Here is a 15449-nt window from a genome sequence, read left to right as displayed (position 1 = left end):
AGAGATAGACTATTACACTTAAATAAATAAAAAATCAATATTTACTATAAGGAAAAGCCCATACCTAACATATGGGCTTTCTTTGACATTTCTTATTATTTCAAATTTGGCCAGGTCTCTATAGATCGCGCACATTCCAAACAATCTCACCGCGTTCGCCAAACGTACTATGATGCCGCTTAAATCCTAACTTCTCTAACACCCGAAAAGACACAGTATTCCAAGCGCCTACAGTAGACCATAGTCTTTTGCGCCCCGTAGCAATCGCAGCCTCCAATACCGCTGATGCTGCCTCTGTCGCATAACCCATGCGATGAGCACTGCGGAACAACTCGTATGCAATCTCCGGCTCTTCAAGCGTGGAACGACCGATAATTAAGCCACAGTAACCGATGAAATCGCCTTCGTCTCGTCTACGAATCGTGAGAAGAGAAATACCATTTTCAACTGCTATCTTGCGCTTCTCAATAAGATCGTTACGAACAGATTCAACGGTTGGCATTTCCACTCCACGTTCACCAATTAGTTCTCTAAGCCAGACTGCATCAGATTCCTCCCACATATTCAGGTCGAGTCGTTCCGTTCTTAGCTGGAACGCCATATCTTTAAATACAGATGTCATAGCGATAACCTCCTATTTATATCACTGTACTACTTATAATCGTTTCGTACTGTACCATATGGGAAACCTGCTTGATTCTCTAGATTTTCTTGCATTAAGATATATTATTGTTATTTTATACATAATTAATTTCTCTGCAAAATAGACCTTGTTATGAAACTTCATTTTAAATCTACAATATTTAATTTATAAATGATTTTAAGTTTTCACTTAATTTTTACATTAAAAAATATATCGTCCTTTCTTATTTGTTAAAATAAAGAAAAGGAGGAATGATTATGAAACGAATGGGTTTTGAACGCCCTACTGATTATTACGATGAAAGATTATATACTATCGATGAAAAGATTTGTGCTCTATTAAAAGAACGAAAAGAACTTTCAGATGGTAACCCAGGTTTTCCTCATGATGAAGCGATTTATAAATGGGCAAAGCAATACGAATTTTATCCAGACTATCTAAATTCACTATTCTCTTCCATGATGGACGAAGGTGAATTTAAACCTCGCGTCGAACCAACTAAATTCCAAAAACATATACCTGTTTGTAAAACGTATGAATATAAAGGTATCATGTATACCGTAACTTTTATTCGGCAATATGCAAACGCTAGTGTAATTTATTTATATAGCGATTGGGATTCCACGAATGAAGTTAAGCCTCATAGTTTCTTCCAATTATCAATAGATGATACATACGACTGTTGGTCAGAAGGTGGTGGCGGCACTGATGGACATATGAGTCATCATTTCGTTGTATCTCCTGCCCTTCCTAATAATTTGTTTGGAATAAGCTTACGATTTAAAGAACTCGATATGCCGTTTAGGAAAGATCAAGCTATGCTTGAATTTGAAATACAGTTGGGCTAAAAAGAGCGTAATCTAGTTAAAAAATTGACTAGATTACACTCTTTTAGTTGCTACTTATACAGTATATGAAATTTATATCAACGATTTTCTCAATATATCGACGATTCGAAACAACATATCGATTTACCGACACAGTATTATTTATGAAGCACCCACTCAATTAACTCCATTGCTGCTTTAATACGGTCCTTCGTATCACCTAAAAACAATCTATTTATATAATCCTCAAAATTAACTGGTACTATAGATAAAGTTTTAATATACTTCAAAACAGATCCCGCTGGTGGTATAGGCTTATTATTAACAGCCCATATCCCATCTAACAATGTCCAAGTTGACGTATGAACTATGTATGAAACTTTTAACTCATCATTTGCTTTTAAAGCAGATTGAATTTTAATTAACGAACTATGCAACCAATGAAAAATACCTTTCACTTTATCGCTAGAAACACGATAGTTTTCAAATTCAGATATAGCTATTCCCTTTAATTTTTTTTAGTCACCACTTTTATCAAATAAAATTTCACCTTCTAAAAATGAATATAGTTCCATCGGATTGTTTTTAAAGTTTACTAATATTTGATTAACATCTGCATACTTATATTCAACAAAAATACCTTCTCTCGTTTCAGAACGAAATTTCTTCTTTTGTCCGTTTTCTAAAAGAATATAAAAATCTAAATCCGAGTCAGGATATGCGTCACCTCTCGCGACAGATCCGATGAGCATGAATCCATTTACCTTTTCCGTACACAAGGTTTCCGCTACTATTGTTTGCACTAATTTTTTATGTTGTTCATGTTTAAATATTTGTGCTTCTAACATTTGTAACCTCCACACACATTATTAAGGAGTTATTCGTTACCTATATATTTTACTTCTCTTATATCTTTCATCTTCTACATACTTATTCAACAATTGTCAGTTCATATATAATTACATCTTCACTGCTTTTTGTTTTATCTTGAATCGTTACAATGTCTCCAGCTTTTATTTTCGAAGCGTTCACTACTTTTACCATCTCTGGCGGAACATATCCTCCATTGTTCTCTTTATTTAGCGGAAACCACTTTACCGATTTACTAGTTGCTTCTAAAATTTTATATTTAATTGTACCATCATATTTTATTTCACCAACAAGATCTTTTACTAATGTAGGTGTATATTTACCCTCTTCTTTTTCCAAAGAGATATGATCACCTATATCTAGGATACCGTTTCTTTTAGGCGCCTTCCATTTTGTTGAGTTTAAATCATTTAAACTTACTTTCACACTGTCTTCTTTATTTGAGCTAGCATCTTTTAGAAATATATCATTATGTTTCTTATCAATAATGATATACTCCTTCTGCTCTACTATGTTTGCACTGCTTTCACGTTTTTCTTCCTCATTCTTAAATACTTCTTTTTTCACATTATTATTACTACACGCTGATAATAATATCGTTGCCAAAGATGTCATTAGTAATATTCTTTTCACTTCATTTACCTCCATTTACAAATAAACATTTATCACATCCATATTTTACTATAAATCAAAAAAAAGAGGATATTTGTTTCTTAATAAACAAATATCCTCTACCATTATATATATTACGACTGCTGATAAGCCGCTTTCGATGATTTCACATAATAAACTGCGTGATCCACATTAATAATATGATCTGGTTTTGGTTTACCACGGCTCGCTCTATGTCCAGCTAAATGTTCTTCACTTGTTTCCCAGTTTTTCCAAGCTTCTTCAGATTCCCAGCGAATCATAACGACTACTTCTTCGTCGCCTCGTCTTACTTTTTTCACAAGAACACTTAAATCGATAAAGCCTTCAAATTTTTCAATAATACCTTCTCCAGTAAAACGTTCTACAACTATATTTGATGTACCTTCTTTTACTGTAAATGTTTTCGTTTCGATAAACATATATCCCACTCCTTCATTGTAATACGAATACTACTATACTTCTATTATAGTTGATTATGATAATTATTTTCAATTATAAAGTTTAGATTTTTCGAATTATGCTGTTTTCTCTTCAAGTGCCCCATCTAAAAATTTGAAATATGGGAGTAAGATTCCGATTAAAGAAGTGACACATATAATTGAACCTATAATAAAGTATAGCGCTCTTACTCCCCACATTTCACTCAATATTCCCCCTACTAGCACACCTAACGGCATAGCGGATCGTATGAAAAATAATCGCACTGAAAATACTTGTCCTATCATATTGTTCGGAACTGACTGTTGGCATATCGTTGTGTTATGAACATTGAAAAATGCAATACAAATCCCTGCTATTACTTCAATTATTATTGCAATGATAATACTATGATTGAACCCTAGCGAAATGTATGTGAGCCCCCCTATAAACAATCCTCCAAGCATAAGTATACGCCGGCTTTTATATGTTACTTTTCCGACTAGTATAGATCCAACTACATAGCCAAGTGGGAATCCGGCCATAAAATAACCAAATTCCGCATATCCCGCTGACAGCTCGCTTTTTATATAAGGAAGGTTTGTGACCATTGTTACTCCTACTCCAAATTGAACAAAAGTTAGAAATATACCGAGCCAAACGATGATTGGTTTTGTGAAAAAATATGTAAAACCGTGAAGAAACTGTTCTAGCCACGTTTTCCGTATAGGTTGCGACGTTCTATTTTCTTTTATATAAAGTAAGACAGTACCACTAACAAATAAACATATGCATACGAAAGATAATGTAAGTTCTGTTCCAATCAAATGAATGACTACTCCGCCTAATACTGGCGCAAGAAACATCATAAGGCGAGTCATTCCATCAATGTACGCATTTGCATCTTGAAGCTGTTCTTTCCCTACAATACTCGGTGTAATTGCTTGACTTGCAGGTGTATAAAGTGGTGTAATAAGTCCCACTACAATTTGAACAACATAAATGTGCCAAACTTCTATACTACCTAAAACTAGCATCACCAAAGGTAATAAGAATACAGACGCTCGTATCCATTGTGAAAATATCATAATCCACTTCCGGCTCCATTTATCAATAAATGGGCCACTTATTAATTGCAGTATGAGTGATGGGATGAAATATAATAACCACATACTACTTAAAGCCATTTCTGACCCTGTTAACTCATATACTAGAATTGAATTACATAACGTTCCGAAACTGCCTCCTAATTCTGAGATTGCACTACCAATCCACATAAAAAAGAACGAACGATTTTTCAATACATTTTTCAATTTCATACACCAACTTTTCTTTTATATTCCTCCCTTTATGTACATTCTCGTTGTTAATTATCTATTCAAAAACATATCTAATTCTTTCGCTAAAGACTGTACTGCTTTCTTTCTTAATACATATTTTCCTTCATGTATATCCACTAACTTCGCTGCACGTAACAATTTCAAATGGTGGTGTACAGTCGATTTACCAAGTTGCAGTCTTTCTGTAATTTCCTGCAATGTTCGTTCTTTTTCGAACAACATTTTTACAATGCGTAACCTCGCTTCATCTCCAAGAGCTTTATGTTTTTGAACTAAAAAATAGTTCGGTTCATATGGATCTTCAGGATGGATACTTTCGTTTGCAACTGGATAATGGAATACTTTCGTATCTTCAATATCGGCCTCAATATTCCACGGTCTGTACGTCATTTGCGGAATAAGAAGTACGTGATGAACACTTGGCTCTGGCATATAGTTCACGCCACCAGTGGCCCACTCGACGAACTCTTCTGGTTTCATCTTTTTATTCATTTCAACCTTTGTTTCATAGTCTCGTTTTAATATAGAAAGTATTTCTTCTTCCTCTTTCTGAATAACACTCTCATACCAACCTGTCATTACAGCGATTAAATGAGGTTTCAGCACTTGTACATCAACATTACATATAAAACGAATATATGTAGAGAAAAACTGATGATCTTGTGTCAGCTCCTCTAATTCATATATTGCAGTTACATCTCCACTTGCTGCTAAATGTCTTTTCTCCTCATACTTCTCCCCTAAAAACGGTAAACATATATACTTCAAATCTTCTTCTGAAAGTGAATCGATTGTAGTATGAAACTGCGATACATCGTGAAAATCTTCTTCATACAACAACTGAAGCAATGCTTTCCACGTATTATGTTCTTCGACAAATTGTAAGTGCTCTCTCATTTCTTCTGTTAATGAATTCTTAATTTCTTCCCATTCATTTTGGCTCTTTTCAAGAGTATCAATTAACCGCTTATGAGTAATCGCAGCAATTCCAAGCGCACATTCGAAAAGTATCGAATATTTCACTTGAACGTTATAAGTTTCCCTCTTTCTACTCGTTATGTGATAGACCTCCATTTTTATCCCTCCTTGTTTGTTATATATTAAATTCTATGTTTATCGAATTTTACCTTCTGAATTTTTAGAATTAACAAAATTTTAGTTGAAATACATTCATTCTAAATTAAGAAGAATAGGAGCTTTTTTATATACAAATAATAAGCCTCAAGGAGTTGTTGACATGTATTTCATATTGAATATGTTAGGGATTTTCGTTGTCATATTAATTGTTTACTTATGTTCGCCTAATAAAAAACATATAAAATGGAGACCAATTGTAATTCTCATCATATTGGAGCTTTTTATTACGTGGTTTATGTTAGGCACAAAGCTAGGCAGTATTATCATTAATAAAATTGCTTCATTTTTCAGTTGGCTACTGGCATGTGCGAATGAAGGAATTCGATTTGCATTTCCTTCATCTATGGACAGTCCACACATTGATTTCTTCTTTAGTGCATTACTTCCTATCATCTTTGTTATTACTTTTTTCGATATTCTATCTTATTTCGGAATCTTAACTTGGATTATTGATAAAGTAGGTGCAGTTATTTCAAAGATTTCTCGTTTACCAAAGTTAGAAAGTTTCTTTTCGATTCAAATGATGTTTTTAGGGAACACCGAAGCGCTTGCTGTTGTTCGGGATCAATTATCTGTTTTAAAAGAAAATCGTCTGCTGACTTTTGGAATTATGAGTATGAGTAGCGTCAGCGGATCCATTCTTGGTGCTTATTTATCAATGGTTCCAGCAACTTATATTTTCAGTGCAATCCCATTGAACTGTATTAACGCCTTAATTTTAGCCAATGTATTAAATCCTGTGGAAGTTTCGAAAGAAGAAGACGTTGTTTACACACCTTCCAAACATGAAAAAAAGGATTTCTTTTCTACTATTTCCAACAGTATGTTAGTCGGGATGAATATGGTTATCGTTATTTTAGCTATGGTAATTGGTTATGTAGCTTTAACAGCATGTTTAAATGGGATTTTAGGATTTTTTGTAACAGGTTTAACAATTCAAAAAATCTTCTCCATTATCTTTAGTCCTTTCGCTTTTTTACTCGGTTTATCGGGCAGCGATGCTATGTATGTAGCTGAATTAATGGGGATTAAAATAACGACGAATGAATTTGTTGCAATGATGGATTTAAAATCAAACTTAAAGTCGTTACAACCGCATACGGTTGCGGTTGCAACGACATTTCTAGCTTCTTTTGCTAACTTTAGTACAGTAGGTATGATTTACGGAACTTACAATTCATTATTTGGCGGAGAAAAATCATCAGTCATCGGTAAAAATGTTTGGAAGCTTCTTGTGAGCGGAATGGCTGTTTCCTTATTAAGCGCTATGCTCGTTGGGCTTTTTGTATGGTAAATAATTTTTAAAATAAAAGACACCCAAACGAATTGAGTGTCTTTTATTTTTATTTTCGAATTTGTCCATTACCACGAATTATATATTTTGTGGAAGTTAATGCTGGAAGCCCCATTGGTCCTCTTACGTGTAGCTTTTGTGTACTGATCCCAATTTCTGCTCCAAATCCGAATTCAGATCCATCAGTAAAACGAGTTGATGCATTATGATACAGTGCAGCCGCATCAACAGCAGTGAAAAATTTGCTGGCATTTTCCTCGTCCTCTGTAATAATCGCTTCAGAATGCATAGACCCATACGTATTTATGTGATGAATCGCTTCTTCAATAGAAGAAACTACTTTAACCGCCAGCGTGAGAGATAAAAATTCTGTTCCCCAATCTTCTTCTGAAGCAAGTACAATTGAAGAATCCAATGCCAATGCTCTCTGATCACCACGTAGCTCCACGCCTCTTTCCTTCAAAGAAGAGAACAGCTCGCTACCATATTGCTGTGCCCACTTCTCATGAAGTACAATCGTTTCAATCGCATTACATACAGATGGTCGCTGCGTTTTTGCATTTATAATAATATCAATTGCCATTTGCGTATTCGCTGTTTCATCAATGAAAATATGACAATTTCCCGCACCAGTTTCAAGTACTGGAACAGATGCTTCTCTCACAACAGTATCGATTAATTGTTTACCACCTCTTGGAATAAGAACGTCTAGATAATCATTCATTGTAAACAACTGCTTTGCGCTATCTCGCGTTGTATCTTCTATAAGCTGTACACTTTCTTTTGGTAAGCTTGTTTGTTTGAGCGCTCTGTGAATAACGGCAACAAGTGCTTTATTAGAATGAATAGCAGAAGAACTACCACGTAATATGACTGCGTTTCCTGTTTTCAAACAAATTGTAGCAGCATCCACTGTTACATTCGGTCTTGCCTCATAAATCATGCCAACAACACCAAGTGGTACACGCATCTCCTGAATAGATAATCCATTTGGCCGTTCCCATTCCCTTACACATTCTCCTACAGGATCACGTAATTCAATTAGCTGCTTAATCCCCTCTGTCATATCAATAATACGATTTTCAGTTAGCATAAGACGATCAAGAAGTGAATCAGAAAATCCTTTTGCCTTACCTTCTTCTATATCCCGTTTGTTTTCCCCTAAAATATAAGCTGTTTCATGTATTAATTGATTTGCAACTGCAACAAGTGCTTCGTTTTTTTCATTTGTAGATTTTAGTACAAGTTCCCTAGCAACCTCTTTTGCTCGTTTCCCCTTTGCCAACACTTCATTCATTTTTATTTCCTCCTTTTTAAGATTATCTTAAAGTGAAACCCAATGATCCCTATGGATGACTTCATAATTATGCCTTTCGCCTCTTGCTTGAATATGTTGGCTTTGCATACCTTTTATCTCTCTTAATTCCTCTGCGCTATATGTGCATTGTCCTTTTCCAATTACGCGCCCTTGTTGCGTCATGACTTCTACAACATCGCCAACTTTGAAAAATCCTGACACATTTGTAACACCAGCAGGAAGAAGACTTTTACCATGCTGAATGATAGCTGTAGTTGCTCCGGCGTCTATTTCAATTTGACCGCTAACAACCGAATGCAAGGCAATCCATTGCTTGTTCATCTTTATTTCTTTTTGAGGGGCATTTCCGACATACGTTCCGTCACCTTTCCCCTTTAAAACATCAACAAATTTCTCTTGTCCACGTCCTGTACCGATAAATACACTTACCCCAAGAGATAGCGCCGTCTTTGCAGCATCAATTTTTGATTTCATACCGCCAGTCCCAAGTTTTGAGCCAGCATCTCCAGCAAGAGAAGCAATTTCTTCTGTAACTTCAGGAAGGAAATAATATTTTTTCGCATCCTCATTTTTTTGAGGATTTTTATCATATAAACCGTTCACATCTGTAAAAATCATAAGCATATCTGCCGAAACAAGTCCGCTTACTAAAGCTGACAGCATATCATTATCACCGAACGTTAACTCCTCTAAAGAGATGGAATCATTTTCATTAATAATTGGAAGAGCAGAACGGTTTAGTAACTCTCCTAACGTAGCGTATGCGTTACTATATTGTTCTTTTCTAGAAAAATCACTTCTCGTCAGCAAAAGTTGCGCAGTAACAATACCATATTTACGGAATTCCTCCGTGTACGCCTGCATTAATAAACTTTGTCCGACAGCTGCTGCAGCCTGTTTCCCTTTAATTGTTACAGGTCTGCTAGGATATCCTAGAGCAGAAAAACCTGCAGCAACGGCCCCAGATGTAATTAATAAAACTTCATGCCCTTCCTCTTTCAATCGAGCCAATGCGGCAACATGATCTGAAAGTTGTTCTTTAGAAATGCCTCCATGACTATCCGCCAAAGAACTACTCCCAATCTTTACAACTATTCGCTGTTTCTTCACTTTTTTATCCCCCAAGTCTAAAATCAAAGTTTTTTATACATTACACTTCTATTCATACAGCTTGCAACGATTTCTATTCTAATGAGTGCTGCACCTAGCCTATTTAAGAGCAAAATAAAAATGACCGCTTCGCCCTTCATAAAATAAAAAGGACGAAACGGTCATTGTTCCGCGGTACCACCTTAATTGATATACATAGATATCCACTTGGCGCCTATAACGCAGGCGAACGCCTAAACTTTCATTTAAGACTCAGGGATAGGTTCGATATATTCTATACGAGGAATCTTTCAGCCGGTGAATTCCACTCTCTTTCGCAAGAAGACATATGTACTATTTCCCTTCAACGATTTACTGTTTAATTTTTTTATATTATGCGATATAGTTCGATTTCGTGTCAAGAGGTATTTTTAAAAATACATAGAGCTGCCAGTTACTTGTATGAAATTATTTCCCTACTGAATGAAAATACAAATCGATATAAGTTCAACTCATATTTATAAACATAAACCTTATATTATAGTGTATATATTTACAGAATATTGAATATAATCGATTTTTATCTTTTCGTATTGCAAAAAGGAATATATTCTCTTAGAATGTTTCTTTATATTGCACAGAGATGTTATTGTTATATTAAGATAATACTTTCGAAATGATATAATTTATTAAAAAGGAGCCAGATTGAATTATTATGGATAAACAAATTGGATTCATCGGATGCGGAAATATGGGGATGGCTATAATTGGCGGGATGCTAAACAAAAAGATAGTGTCTTCAAATAAAATCATGTGTTCAGATTTAAACACGACGAATTTAGAAAAGGCTAGTGAAAAGTACGGAATAACTATAACTACTGACAACAATGAAGTCGCTAAAAATGCTGATATTTTAATTTTATCAATTAAACCAGACTTATACCCATTAGTAATTAACGAAATTAAAGAAGTAATAAAAAACGATGCTATCATCGTTACGATCGCTGCTGGTAAAAGTATTGAAAGTACTGAAAATGCCTTTAATCAAAAATTAAAAGTTGTACGAGTAATGCCTAATACTCCTGCTCTTGTTGGAGAAGGAATGTCTGCATTATGCCCAAATGAAATGGTGACAGAAAAGGATTTAGAAGATGTGCTAAACATTTTCAATAGTTTTGGTCAATCAGAGATCGTAAGTGAAAAGTTAATGGATGTTGTAACATCTGTAAGTGGCTCTTCACCAGCATACGTATATATGATTATAGAAGCGATGGCAGATGCTGCTGTACTAGATGGCATGCCAAGAAATCAAGCATATAAATTCGCTGCTCAAGCAGTATTAGGCTCTGCAAAAATGGTACTAGAAACAGGAATACATCCAGGTGAATTGAAAGATATGGTTTGTTCTCCTGGCGGAACAACGATAGAAGCTGTAGCAACTTTAGAGGAAAAAGGCTTACGAACAGCCATCATTTCAGCTATGCAACGTTGTACACAAAAGTCTGTTGAACTATCTGGTCAAACGAAAAAGTAAAACTATAACTTCACATGAATGTAATTAGAAATGCACTACATGATAAACAGCCAAACTCGAATATACTTGAGTTTGGCCGTTTTAGTTGTTAATTATATTAAAATAACTTCAATCACCCCTTCCCTACTATACTTGTGTAATTTTATTAGAAACAAGTAATTTTTCAATACAAATCGGTAACATGTCTAATAGCGTTTCAAATGCGTAATTTACATCTAGACGTTCTGTCCATTGATGGGCATCTTTTCCTACCGGTCCCATATTTAAAACTGGAACGTCAAATTCTTCTAGTTCCTGAAGTGGAATTGAGTAACCTTTATCCCATAGTGGCATATTGTCTACAAGTGAACTCATTGAATGTAATGGATTTTGTAAGCCCACATAGCTCAAATCTGAAATTCCTCCAAAATAGTTTTGGTTTTCAAATGTAATGTTATGATTGAGGTTTGCATACTTTTCCATTTCTGTAACTACTTCTTTAATTAACGGATTGTTGCGTGAACTTACGGCTGGATAATATGGCGGAGCAAAGAAAAGTACAATCATCGGCGCCTTTTCTTTACATAAAATAGCTAGTTTATCTACTAAATCAATGGTTACCGCACGATCATCTTTCTCTTCTCTATTTTTTATTATACTAGATTGAATATCATCTATTTTCTCTTGCCCATGTTGTTCAATTGCATAAGCGATAAGCTCTTCATACGTTAATACATTCACCTTCATATTAGGCGGTATAAACGGATTATATTTAGAAAAACGATATGCTTGCTTTTCATATTGCTCTTCTATTTTCTCTGCTACTTTCGTTACTTTTTGACGTAGCAATGAAACGACATCTGTCATTGATTTTTCTAATAAAAACAAATTAAATAACGTGACGGCACGATGCGGAATTTGTACAGAGTAATCCTCCTTTAAGTCCCTTTGAAGTAAATTAGTTGGCGGAGGACTCGCTTCTCCTTCTACAATATCACAAAGGTCTGTATTTAACTCTAATTCTGCTGTTATTAATGAAGCCATATAACTCCCATTTAAGCCTGCAAAAGGTTCACCTACATGTGTTTCTTTACCATAGCAAAGAAAACCAGGTAACACCTTACCAATAGAACCAGTATAAATATATTTCTTTTGATCACCAGGATGTCTTGCAAACATAGGCTCTGAATTTAGTACCGTTTTATACTCTAAATCATGTTCTCTTGCTAATTCTAGTAATCTTGGAATAGCAGCTCTCATCCCTACCGAGTTTACTTCTTCATCTGGTACAGCCAATAAAAGAACATTCCCATCAAATCTTCCTTCGCAAGCTTGCTCAATCATTGCCATTTGTAAAGCTAGACCGCATTTCATGTCCATTGTTCCTCTACCAAACAACCATTCTCCTTGTTCTATATCTTCACGTACATGGTCTGGAAGCTCATCTTTATGAGCATAAAACATAGACGTTAACTTTTTAGGATTGAATGCATCTTCTTTCCACACTCCGTAATCTTGTACATCTACAACATCAAAGTGACTTACTAGAATTACGGTATTTTTTGTACGATCGCTTTTCTTTACTAGTGCTGTAACAAAATATCGTCCGTCCCCTGTCGGATTTTTTTGCAAATGGTGCGGATTTTCTTTGAAATACTGTAAATCAGATAATTGTTCCACAACGAAGTCTGGCAATATCACTTCAGCTTCTGTCCCTGTAATACTAGGAATTTCAACAAGACTGCTTAATAATTGAATCAATTGTTCTTTTGATTGCCACTTTGACATATATATCCCCCTATTTTTCCGCATTATGAAAATCAATTCCAGTATATGAATAAAAAATGACGACAGTTATCAAAATTATAGTTCTGATGTACTGCCGATTTTTATTGATATTTCATGAGCTGCTTGTTTCACCTTACTAATAAGAAAAGAAAGTCGATCATCATTAATGCGATGACTAATTAACCCCACACTTAATGCTCCTACTACTTTATGATTAAATCCGATAATAGGTGCAGCTACTGAAGCTGTCCCTTCTGTTTTTTCTCCATAACTGACAGCATATCCTTCGTTTCTTATTTGGTTTATTTGCTCAAGAAGAATTTGCTTTTGTTCTGGTAAAGCAGAAAGTAGCTGCTCAACAATATATTCCATCTCATTCTGTTTCATATTGGCAAGCATCGTTTTATTTGCGGCACCAATCGAAAGAGGAATCTGTTCCCCTAGATTATCAATAACTCGAATTTTTAATGGGCTATCAATTCTTTCAATGATAATAGAATGTGTTCCATTTGGAATGTTCAAATACACACTTTCTTCCACTTCAGAGGCTAATCGCTTCATCACTTCTCTTGCCACAGATCTGTAGTCTACTTTCTCCAATTGTCGTAATCCTATTTCCATCCACATCGGTCCAATTTTGTACTGTTTCGTTTCTGAAATTTGCATAACTAGCCCATGCTCGATTAGAGAATTAAGTAATCTATGTACTGTACTAACTGGGAGATGTGTTCTGTCCGCTATATCAGAAATGGCCCAATACTCTTTTTCATTAGTAGAATTTAATAACTTTATAATACTTATCGCTCGATCAATGGACTGTACCATAACTCACCTCTACTTCACTTGTAATATATTAGTACGCTCAATTACCTATCAATTTAACAAAAATCCGAAATGAAATCAATCTATTTATTCAATTTTCTAAAAATAAAAATATACTGCGAACGATAATTTGAAAACGCAAACAAAAAAATATTGACTTTTCTTTTTAATTATCTGAAAATTATAACAAGATTTCACATCCCGGAATATATTCCACAATACGGAAAAACATCAAACTTTATTCTATCAACTACGAAAGTGAGGAAAACAATGGCGCAAGTAAATAATACAAACAATGAATTAAAACGTACGATGAAAAGTAGACACTTATTCATGATTGCACTCGGTGGTGTGATTGGAACGGGGTTATTTAACGGATCTGGCTTTATTATAAGTCAGGCTGGACCTGGTGGTTCCGTACTTGCCTTTATTGCTGGTGGATTATTAATGTATTTCGTTATGCTATGTCTTGGTGAGCTTGCTGTAGCCATGCCTGTTTCAGGTTCATTCCAGGAATATGCCACTAAGTTTATTAATCCTGCAACTGGTTTTACAATCGGATGGTTGTATTGGTTAAGCTGGGCGAATACGACCGGCCTTGAATTTACAACTGCCGGCATTACAATGCAGCGCTGGTTTCCTGATATTCCTGTTTGGGTTTGGTGTTTACTATTTGGCGTTACGATCTTCACGATTAACGCACTATCTGCTCGTAGTTATGCAGAAACAGAATTTTGGTTTTCAAGTATAAAAGTATCTGCCATTATCGCTTTTATTATTCTTGGCGGCGCCGCTATGTTCGGTTTTATCGATTTAAAAGGCGACGAACCAGCTCCGCTATTATCAAATTTCGTAAATCATGGTGGTTTATTCCCAAATGGACTTGCAGCTATCCTATTAACAATGGTTACAGTCAATTATTCCTTCCAAGGTACAGAACTTGTCGGAATCGCAGCAGGTGAAAGTGAAGATCCAGCAAAAACTTTACCTCGTTCTATTAGAAATATTATATGGCGCACGATGTTTTTCTTCGTCTTAGCAATCTTTGTTCTCGTTGCTTTAATTCCTTGGGAAGAAGCAGGATTAACAAAAAGTCCGTTCGTTGCTGTTTTTGATAATATCGGCATTCCATATGCGGCTGATATTATGAACTTTGTTATTCTTACTGCTGTTCTTTCTGTCGCAAACTCAGGACTGTACGCGGCAACTCGTATGCTTTGGTCATTATCCAAAAATGAAATGGCTCCAGCCTTTTTAAAGAAATTATCATCACGAGGAATACCTTTGAATGCTTTAATTATGACAATTGCTATTTCTGCTTTTTCTCTTTTAACAAGCGTTGTAGCTGCTGAAACGGTTTACTTATGGCTCATTTCCATTTCTGGCGTCATAACAATCATTGTTTGGATGTCAATTTGTGTCTCTCAATTCTTTTTCCGTAAACATTATTTAGCAGACGGCGGAAAATTAGAGGACTTAAAGTTCAAAACTCCACTTTATCCACTTGTACCAATACTTGGTTTTGGATTGTACGGCATTATATTAATCAGTCTAATCTTTATCCCAGAACAACGACTTGGAATCTATTGCACTGTACCATTTATTATCTTTTGCTACACTTATTATCACTTAAAAGTTAAGAAAAGAATTTCTACTAACACTAATAGTGAGACTAAAATTAGCGAGACGATGTAATACCCTGCTTATATAAAAGACCGCACGTGGCTTTCACTTCAT

At 35.1% G+C, this 15449-nt stretch carries 13 protein-coding genes, 1 pseudogene and 1 other annotated feature; of the genes and pseudogenes, 4 read left to right on the top strand and 10 right to left on the bottom strand.

Annotated features, from left to right (window positions below; all coding sequences use genetic code 11):
- Nucleotides 1–118: 118 nt before the first annotated feature.
- Nucleotides 119–622: a GNAT family N-acetyltransferase gene (locus tag ACTFRN_RS19255; protein WP_074568061.1), complete on the bottom strand. Its 504-nt coding sequence runs from the start codon at nt 620–622 to the stop codon at nt 119–121.
- A 272-nt stretch (nt 623–894) separates the two neighbouring features.
- On the opposite strand from ACTFRN_RS19255, the gene ACTFRN_RS19250 reads away from it, so the two are divergent.
- Nucleotides 895–1491 (top strand): hypothetical protein, encoded by a 597-nt coding sequence (locus ACTFRN_RS19250; protein ID WP_070806326.1) that lies wholly within the window; start codon nt 895–897, stop codon nt 1489–1491.
- Between the two features lie 137 nt (nt 1492–1628).
- Here ACTFRN_RS19250 and ACTFRN_RS19245 read toward each other — a convergent pair.
- From ACTFRN_RS19245 to ACTFRN_RS19225, 5 genes and pseudogenes are all read right to left on the bottom strand, one after another.
- Nucleotides 1629–2318 (bottom strand): annotated as a pseudogene (locus tag ACTFRN_RS19245) (nucleotidyltransferase domain-containing protein).
- Between the two features lie 82 nt (nt 2319–2400).
- Nucleotides 2401–2988 (bottom strand): hypothetical protein, encoded by a 588-nt coding sequence (locus ACTFRN_RS19240; RefSeq protein WP_014893627.1) that lies wholly within the window; start codon nt 2986–2988, stop codon nt 2401–2403.
- Nucleotides 2989–3086: 98 nt separating this feature from the next.
- On the bottom strand, nt 3087–3413 hold the full coding sequence (hmoA, locus tag ACTFRN_RS19235) for a heme-degrading monooxygenase HmoA (RefSeq protein ID WP_000469503.1): 327 nt from the start codon (nt 3411–3413) through the stop codon (nt 3087–3089).
- A gap of 96 nt (nt 3414–3509) precedes the next feature.
- Entirely contained in the window at nt 3510–4730 is a 1221-nt protein-coding gene (locus ACTFRN_RS19230; RefSeq protein WP_088106738.1) for an MFS transporter, read from the bottom strand.
- A gap of 51 nt (nt 4731–4781) precedes the next feature.
- Entirely contained in the window at nt 4782–5825 is a 1044-nt protein-coding gene (locus ACTFRN_RS19225; RefSeq protein WP_074568058.1) for an ArsR/SmtB family transcription factor, read from the bottom strand.
- 163 nt (nt 5826–5988) lie between these two features.
- Between ACTFRN_RS19225 and ACTFRN_RS19220 the strand changes: the two genes are divergently transcribed.
- Nucleotides 5989–7182: a NupC/NupG family nucleoside CNT transporter gene (locus ACTFRN_RS19220; RefSeq protein WP_074568057.1), complete on the top strand. Its 1194-nt coding sequence runs from the start codon at nt 5989–5991 to the stop codon at nt 7180–7182.
- Between the two features lie 49 nt (nt 7183–7231).
- Here ACTFRN_RS19220 and ACTFRN_RS19215 read toward each other — a convergent pair whose 3' ends face one another.
- Nucleotides 7232–8479 carry a glutamate-5-semialdehyde dehydrogenase gene (locus tag ACTFRN_RS19215; protein WP_088106739.1) on the bottom strand — a complete coding sequence of 416 codons (1248 nt, stop codon included), beginning with the start codon at nt 8477–8479 and terminating at the stop codon, nt 7232–7234.
- A gap of 27 nt (nt 8480–8506) precedes the next feature.
- Nucleotides 8507–9610 carry a glutamate 5-kinase gene (gene proB / locus ACTFRN_RS19210; RefSeq protein WP_000744721.1) on the bottom strand — a complete coding sequence of 368 codons (1104 nt, stop codon included), beginning with the start codon at nt 9608–9610 and terminating at the stop codon, nt 8507–8509.
- A 145-nt stretch (nt 9611–9755) separates the two neighbouring features.
- Nucleotides 9756–9966, bottom strand: a binding site (T-box leader).
- A gap of 338 nt (nt 9967–10304) precedes the next feature.
- Between proB and proC the strand changes: the two genes are divergently transcribed.
- Entirely contained in the window at nt 10305–11123 is an 819-nt protein-coding gene (proC, locus tag ACTFRN_RS19205; RefSeq protein WP_088106740.1) for a pyrroline-5-carboxylate reductase, read from the top strand.
- A 126-nt stretch (nt 11124–11249) separates the two neighbouring features.
- Here the strand turns inward: proC and ACTFRN_RS19200 are convergent, their stop codons facing one another.
- Together ACTFRN_RS19200 and ACTFRN_RS19195 are read right to left on the bottom strand one after the other, a co-directional pair.
- Entirely contained in the window at nt 11250–12890 is a 1641-nt protein-coding gene (locus tag ACTFRN_RS19200; protein WP_000049551.1) for a M20/M25/M40 family metallo-hydrolase, read from the bottom strand.
- A gap of 75 nt (nt 12891–12965) precedes the next feature.
- Complete coding sequence (locus ACTFRN_RS19195) at nt 12966–13715, bottom strand: IclR family transcriptional regulator (RefSeq protein WP_000250762.1); 750 nt, start codon at nt 13713–13715, stop codon at nt 12966–12968.
- A 267-nt stretch (nt 13716–13982) separates the two neighbouring features.
- Here ACTFRN_RS19195 and ACTFRN_RS19190 point away from each other — a divergent pair, with 267 nt between their 5' ends.
- Nucleotides 13983–15407 (top strand): amino acid permease, encoded by a 1425-nt coding sequence (locus ACTFRN_RS19190; RefSeq protein WP_000079961.1) that lies wholly within the window; start codon nt 13983–13985, stop codon nt 15405–15407.
- Nucleotides 15408–15449 lie beyond the last annotated feature (42 nt).

The organism is Bacillus cereus group sp. MYBK245-2, assembly GCF_051916145.1.
GTDB lineage: Bacteria > Bacillota > Bacilli > Bacillales > Bacillaceae_G > Bacillus_A > Bacillus_A pacificus.
Note: the sequence above shows the minus strand (reverse complement) of the source record. Positions and strands in the feature narration are given on the sequence as shown.

Excerpts from the sequence above, each read along its gene's own strand:
- ACTFRN_RS19230 (WP_088106738.1), bottom strand. The coding sequence starts at position 4,730 with ATGAAATTGAAAAATGTATTGAAAAATCGTTCGTTCTTTTTTATGTGG.
- proC (WP_088106740.1), top strand. The coding sequence starts at position 10,305 with ATGGATAAACAAATTGGATTCATCGGATGCGGAAATATGGGGATGGCT.
- ACTFRN_RS19220 (WP_074568057.1), top strand. The coding sequence starts at position 5,989 with ATGTATTTCATATTGAATATGTTAGGGATTTTCGTTGTCATATTAATT.
- ACTFRN_RS19190 (WP_000079961.1), top strand. The coding sequence starts at position 13,983 with ATGGCGCAAGTAAATAATACAAACAATGAATTAAAACGTACGATGAAA.
- ACTFRN_RS19215 (WP_088106739.1), bottom strand. The coding sequence starts at position 8,479 with ATGAATGAAGTGTTGGCAAAGGGGAAACGAGCAAAAGAGGTTGCTAGG.
- ACTFRN_RS19250 (WP_070806326.1), top strand. The coding sequence starts at position 895 with ATGATTATGAAACGAATGGGTTTTGAACGCCCTACTGATTATTACGAT.
- ACTFRN_RS19225 (WP_074568058.1), bottom strand. The coding sequence starts at position 5,825 with ATGGAGGTCTATCACATAACGAGTAGAAAGAGGGAAACTTATAACGTT.
- ACTFRN_RS19200 (WP_000049551.1), bottom strand. The coding sequence starts at position 12,890 with ATGTCAAAGTGGCAATCAAAAGAACAATTGATTCAATTATTAAGCAGT.
- ACTFRN_RS19255 (WP_074568061.1), bottom strand. The coding sequence starts at position 622 with ATGACATCTGTATTTAAAGATATGGCGTTCCAGCTAAGAACGGAACGA.
- ACTFRN_RS19240 (WP_014893627.1), bottom strand. The coding sequence starts at position 2,988 with ATGGAGGTAAATGAAGTGAAAAGAATATTACTAATGACATCTTTGGCA.
- ACTFRN_RS19195 (WP_000250762.1), bottom strand. The coding sequence starts at position 13,715 with ATGGTACAGTCCATTGATCGAGCGATAAGTATTATAAAGTTATTAAAT.
- hmoA (WP_000469503.1), bottom strand. The coding sequence starts at position 3,413 with ATGTTTATCGAAACGAAAACATTTACAGTAAAAGAAGGTACATCAAAT.